A 6088-nucleotide genomic window follows, 5' to 3' on the forward strand; every position below is an offset into this window, starting at 1 on the left:
CNCCNGCCACACCTTGAGCTGCTCCATTGGGTCGAAGCGGTAAAAGGTCGGCGAACGCTCCGCGTTCTCCATCGGGATGAACCGCTTCGGCCGGTCCGACCCCAGGGAGCCGGCGACGATGCCACAGGCCTCGTCGGGATGATCTCGACGGGCATGGGCGACGATCGCCTCATAGCAGGCACGGTCGATTCGCAGCACGAGCCCACCGTACGACGCCGAAGGGGCGGTTCGGGTCGGCCTTCGCCCGCGACTACCCCAGAGCTCGGGTCAGATCGTCGAGCAGCTCGGTCAGGAACGCGTAGACCGCGACGAGCGGGCGGCGGGAATCGTCCGGGTCGAGGTGTTCGAGTTCCGCGGTGGAGTCGTCGTCGGTGAGACCGAGGCGGGTTCCCAGCACCAACCGGAGGTCGTTCAGCGTCGTCAGCCAGTCCTGAGCGGCCTCCTCATCGAGCAGGAGCGCCCTCCCAGGCGCCGGCACAGCGGACAGCACCCGCCGAGCGGCGTCACGCTTGCGGGCGAGCAGATCGTCCGTCCGGCGGCGGCGGAAGTCCCCGGAGGCCATCGGATCGTCCGGGTAGGGGTCGGGAAGCAGACGAGCGATCGCCGGATCGTCCGGCGGCGGCGGCGCGGTGTCACGCAACCCCACCAGCGCCTCCAGCGGGTCCTCGACCGGCGGCGGTTCGAGCAGGGACTCGATCTGGCCGACGAGCTCGATCAGCAACGCCGCCTCGAGCCGGGGAAGGCGCAGCTCGATCCCGGCACGCGTGCGGCGGAAGCCGTCAGCCACGTCCCTCCGTTCCCCCACTCCCACGCTCCCGGCGACGGTGCGCCCGGGACGACCGCCCCACATGACCGTCTGAACCGTCCGACCACGGACGCAGCCAGCCTACCCAGGGCATGCCGCACGGGCTGCTCCGGGCGGCAGGGCACCGGTGCGACGGAAAGAGCCCCGGGTCGGGCACCGGTCTCGGGTCACCGGTCGGGTCAGTCCTGGGCGATCGTCGCCCACAGGCCGTAGGCGTGCAGGCGCTCGGCGTCGGCTTCCATCTCCTCCCTGGTGCCGACGGCCACCGAAGCCCGCCCCTTGTGATGGACGTCGAGCATCAGCTTGGTGGCCTTCGGCTTGCTGTAGCCGAAGAGCTTCTGGAAGACATACGTCACGTATGACATCAGGTTGATCGGGTCGTTCCAGACAATGGTGACCCACGGCCGATCGTCATCGAGGGTCTCGTCGACTTCCTCGACATCGAGAGGCGACACGGCGGCGACAGACACGCTGCCTATTGTTACGCCATTCCCACGACAGTTCTCCTCGACGGGTCGTGTGCCGTGGCCGGCAATCACCTCTCAGCAGGCGGCCCAACGCCGGGAGACGACCGAGCGCCGCAGGGTGGCATCGTCGGGGCCGCAGCCGCACATCGGGGGGCCGCACATCGGGGGGCCGGCCAGGATGAGAACCACTTTGCCGCCGCGAAACGGCTCCGACCCGGCCGAGACACCCCCTCGCCGCACGCTCGGTGCGTGACCACGACCATGCCGGTGCCGGCCGCGCCCCTTGCCGAGGCTGCGACACACTGCCCGTACTGCGCCCTGCAGTGCGGAATGATGCTGCGCGCCACCCCGGAGAGCGCCGCCAAGGAAGGCACCGGAAAAGACGACGGCCCGGAACCCGCAGGTGGAAGGTCTCCGGGGCCGGTTACCGTGCTCGCCCGCGAGTTCCCCACCAACCGGGGCCGGATGTGCCAGAAGGGGTGGACCTCCGCCGAGCTGCTGACCGCCGCGGACCGGCTCACCACCNCGCTGATGCGGCCGCGACGCGACGCCCCCCTCGAGCCGGTGAGCTGGGAACGGGCNCTCGACCGCATCACCGAGGGGATCATCCGCCTCCAGCGCGAACACGGCCCGGACGCGGTCGGCGTCTTCGGCGGCGGCGGGTTGACCAACGAGAAGGCCTACGCCCTAGGCAAGTTCGCTCGGGTGGCGCTGCGCAGCTCCGCGATCGACTACAACGGCCGGTTCTGCATGTCGTCGGCGGCCGCCGCGGGCATCCGCTCGTTCGGGCTGGACCGGGGCCTGCCCTTCCCACTGGAGGACATCGCGCACGCCGGGGCCGTCATCATGGTCGGCAGCAACGCGGCCGAGACCATGCCCCCGTTCATGCAGTATCTGACCCGCCAGCGGGAGAACGGCGGGGCGCTCGTGGTCGTCGACCCGCGGCTGACGGCCACCGCCCGCGCCGCGGCCCTACATCTGCAGATCACCCCGGGAACTGACCTGGCCCTGGCCAACGGGCTGGCCTACATCGCCCTAACGGAGGGGTACGCCAACCGCGACTTCCTCGCCGCTCGGACGACGGGCCTCGCCGAGCTGCGAGCAGTACTCGCCTCCTACTGGCCCGAACGGGTGGAGCGCATCACCGGAGTGCCGGTGGCAGACCAGTACGCCGCCGTGGACCTGCTCGCCCAGGCCGAACGGGCGATGGTGCTCAGCGCCCGCGGTGCCGAACAACACAGCAAGGGCACCGACACCGTCACGGCGCTCATCAACCTCGCCCTCGTACTGGGGCTGCCCGGCACCCCCGGGTCGGGCTACGGCTGTCTCACCGGCCAGGGCAACGGGCAGGGCGGCCGGGAACACGGGCAGAAGGCCGACCAGCTTCCCGGCTATCGCAAGATCATCGATCCGGTGGCCCGGGAGCACATCGGTCGAATCTGGGGCGTCGACCCGACGACCATCCCCGGTCCGGGCCGCAGCGCCTACGAGATGCTGGACGCGCTCGGCACGCCGCAGGGCCCGAGGGCGCTCCTCATCCTCGGCAGCAACATCGCCGTCTCCGCCCCCCGGGCCGGTCGGATCACCTCGCGGCTGGCCGCCTTGGACCTGCTCGTCGTCGCCGACTTCGTGCTCAGCGAGNCGGCGGCCATGGCCGACATCGTCCTGCCGACCGCCCAGTGGGCGGAGGAGGAGGGGACGATGACCAACCTGGAGGGTCGGGTACTGCGGCGGGAACGGCTGCGGCCTCCTCCGGCCGGGGNACGCACCGACCTGGAGATCATCGCGGCGCTCGCCGCCCGACTCGGCCACGCCGAGCGCTTTCCCGGCGAACCACGGGCGGTCTTCGACGAGCTGCGCCGGGCCAGCGCCGGAGGGATCGCCGACTACGCGGGCATCAGCTACGAGCGGATCACCGCATCGGACGGGGTGTTCTGGCCCTGCCCGGACGAGACGCACCCGGGCACCCCCCGGATGTTCCTGGATCGCTTCGCCACCCCGGACGGACGGGCCCGGCTCGTGCCGGTCGAGCACCGTCCGGTGGCGGAGGACATCGACCCCGAGTACCCCTACTACCTGACCACCGGGCGGGTGCTGGCTCATTACCAGAGCGGTGCGCAGACCCGCCGGATCGGACCCCTCGTTGACGCCGCGCCGGAACCCTTCGTCGAGATCCATCCCGACCTCGCCGAACGGCTCGGGATCGCTGAGGGGGCGCCGGTGCGGGTCACGAGCCGACGAGGCACCTGCGAGGTGCCGGCGAGGCTGACCGACACCCTCCGATTCGACACCGTCTTCCTGCCCTTCCACTGGGCCGGGGCCGGACGGGCGAACTCCCTGACCAACGACGCGCTCGACCCGACGTCCCGGATGCCCGAGTTCAAGGTGTGCGCGGTCGCGGTCGAGCCGATCGACGACCCGGACGACAACCCGGACGACGATCGGCATGCCACCGGGTCCGTCCCCACCGCGACGGTCGGGGCTGCCGAACCCGTCCGAGCCATGTTGACGGGCCGCAGCCAACCGAGCGGAAGGCACCAAGGGTGATGACCGCAAGACCCCGAACCATGATGCACGACGCCGCGCCCGCGTCGGACTCCACAGGGGCCTCCGGGCCGCGCCGCGTAGTCATCGTGGGGCATGGGATGGCGGGCTCCCGGATGATCAGCGAGCTTCGTTCCCGAGATCCCAACCTGATCATCACCGTGTTCGGGGAGGAGCCGCATCCCGCCTACAACCGCATCCTGCTGTCGAACGTCCTGGCAGGAAAGGCGGATCTGGCCGACATCACCCTGGTCGACCATGCGGCGTCCGGCGACAGCGGTGACGGCACGCCCCCGCGCGCCCTGGTCGACGTCCGGGCCGGCGTGGTGGCGCACCACATCGACCGTACGCGTCGCACCGTCACGGCCGACGACGGCAGCGTCGTCGCCTACGACGTACTCATCCTCGCCACCGGGAGCCGGGCGTGGCTGCCACCAATCGAGGGACTGACCCGACCGGATGGGACGCTGCTACCCGGAGTGGCGGCGTTCCGCACCCTCGACGACTGCCGGCACATCCTCACCCAGTCCGAACGGGCCACCCGCGCGGTGGTACTCGGCGGCGGCCTACTCGGCCTGGAGGCGGCCCGCGGCCTGGTCCGCCGCGGTCTGGACACGACGGTCCTGCACGCTGCGGGTCACCTGATGAACCGCCAGCTCGACCGGCGGGCCGGACAGGTGCTGGTCCGGACGCTGGCCGGGCTCGGGGTGCGGTCCCGGCTCGAGGCCAGGGTCGTCCGGATCCATGGCGACGAGCGGCTCGCCGGCGTGGAGCTGGCCGGCGACGAGGTGCTCGACGCCGATCTGCTGGTGGTCTCGACCGGCGTCGTGGCGGTGACCGACCTCGCCGCGGCGGCCGGCCTGCCGGTCGAAGCCGGGATCGTGGTGGACGATCAGATGCGCNCCCCCGCCGATCCGGCCGTGTTCGCGGTCGGTGACTGCGCGCAGCACGACGGGACGGTGCAGGGGCTGGTGGCGCCGGCGTGGGACCAGGTCCGGGTGGTGGCCGACGTTGTCACCGCCGCCGACCCCGCCGCGCGCTACAGCGGCGCCCGACCCGTGACCAGGCTCAAGGCGTCGGGAGTGGATCTCGCCACCATGGGCGAGGTCGACGTGGACGAGTTCGACGAGGACGCCGAGGTGCTGCAGTTCGTCGATGTCACCCGGGGCACCTTCAAGAAGCTGGTGATCCGCGGGGACCGACTGGTGGGCGCGATCATGCTCGGTGACAACCCGACGGTGGGGACCGTGACGCAGCTGTTCGACCGGCAGGCTCCGGTGCCGGCCGACCGGCGCAGCCTGCTGTTCCCGACCCGGACCGAGGTCACCGTCACCGACAGTCCGGCGACCCTGCCCGACCGGGTCACCATCTGCCGGTGCAACAACGTGACCAAGGGCGGGATCACCCGCTGCTGGTTGGACGGGGCACGTGACCTGCCGGCGATCGTCACCGGTACCCGGGCGACGACCGGATGCGGCACCTGTCGGGACGCCGTCGCGGGCATCGTCGAGTGGCTGGCCGCGGCCGACCCGGACCCGTCGGCCGCGGCAGGCGACAACTGCGCGGCCGGTCTGGAGGAATCTCCTCAGACCGACCGGCGCAGCAGCGGCGGGNGCAGCGCGNCCGCCGAGCCACGCCGATACAGCTCGGCGGGCCGACCGCCACCGCGCGGGGAGGTGCGCTGGCCCAGCGGTACGACGAATCCCGGCGTGGACAGCACCTTGCGGCGGAAGTTCGGCGGATCCAACGCGACGCCCCACGCGGCCTCGTAGACGCGGCGCAAGTCGGCCAGGGTGAACTGCTCCTCGCAGAAGGCGGCGGCCAGCGGGGTGTACTCCAACTTGGCCCGGGCCCGCTCCACGCCGTCCCCCACGATCCGCGGATGGTCGAAGGCCAGCGTCGGGCCGTCGGTCGAGTCCAGGTCCTCCACCGGCCACCAGCGGGCCCGCGGTCCATCCCGGCCGGGCTGTGGCTGCGGCTGCGGGAGATTCGGCAGCAGGGCCAGGTAGGCCACGCTGACCACCCGGACACGCGGGTCGCGGTGCGCGCCGCCGTAGGTCCGCAACTGCTCGAGGTGACCGGTCGTCGTGACGCCCGTCTCGGCCGCGAGCTGCCGCAGGGCCGAGGCGTCGAGATCCTCGTCGCGGTCGACGAAACCACCGGGCAGCGCCCAGCATCCGCCGAACGGGGGATCGTCCCGGCGGATGACCAGGACACAGAGCCGACCGGCGCGCAGGGTCAGCAGAACCACGTCCACGCTGACGGCGAGGGC

General features: G+C 71.7%; 5 protein-coding genes and 1 pseudogene. 2 read left to right on the plus strand and 4 right to left on the minus strand.

Annotation, left to right across the window (positions count from 1 at the left end; genetic code table 11):
* The 3 genes from CED_RS24920 to clpS all read right to left on the minus strand — a co-directional run.
* A partial coding sequence (locus CED_RS24920; RefSeq protein ID WP_235186830.1) for a Mov34/MPN/PAD-1 family protein occupies nt 1–198 on the minus strand: 198 nt, incomplete at its 3' end.
* 52 nt (nt 199–250) lie between these two features.
* Nucleotides 251–787 carry a DUF2017 domain-containing protein gene (locus tag CED_RS00545; protein WP_232235102.1) on the minus strand — a complete coding sequence of 179 codons (537 nt, stop codon included), beginning with the start codon at nt 785–787 and terminating at the stop codon, nt 251–253.
* Nucleotides 788–984: 197 nt separating this feature from the next.
* The gene (clpS, locus tag CED_RS00550; protein WP_023841213.1) at nt 985–1275 is read right to left on the minus strand and encodes an ATP-dependent Clp protease adapter ClpS; all 291 of its coding nucleotides are present in this window, start codon (nt 1273–1275) and stop codon (nt 985–987) included.
* Nucleotides 1276–1533: 258 nt separating this feature from the next.
* Here clpS and CED_RS00555 point away from each other — a divergent pair, with 258 nt between their 5' ends.
* Together CED_RS00555 and CED_RS24925 are read left to right on the plus strand one after the other, a co-directional pair.
* On the plus strand, nt 1534–3819 hold the full coding sequence (locus CED_RS00555; RefSeq protein WP_051868607.1) for a molybdopterin oxidoreductase family protein: 2286 nt from the start codon (nt 1534–1536) through the stop codon (nt 3817–3819).
* A 23-nt stretch (nt 3820–3842) separates the two neighbouring features.
* Nucleotides 3843–5588: an FAD-dependent oxidoreductase gene (locus CED_RS24925; RefSeq protein WP_369807764.1), complete on the plus strand. Its 1746-nt coding sequence runs from the start codon at nt 3843–3845 to the stop codon at nt 5586–5588.
* A gap of 158 nt (nt 5589–5746) precedes the next feature.
* Here CED_RS24925 and CED_RS25935 read toward each other — a convergent pair.
* Nucleotides 5747–6073: pseudogene (locus CED_RS25935) on the minus strand (NUDIX domain-containing protein); the annotation flags it as partial.
* Nucleotides 6074–6088 lie beyond the last annotated feature (15 nt).

The sequence above is a fragment of the Frankia sp. CeD genome (assembly GCF_000732115.1).
Taxonomy (GTDB): domain Bacteria; phylum Actinomycetota; class Actinomycetes; order Frankiales; family Frankiaceae; genus Frankia; species Frankia casuarinae.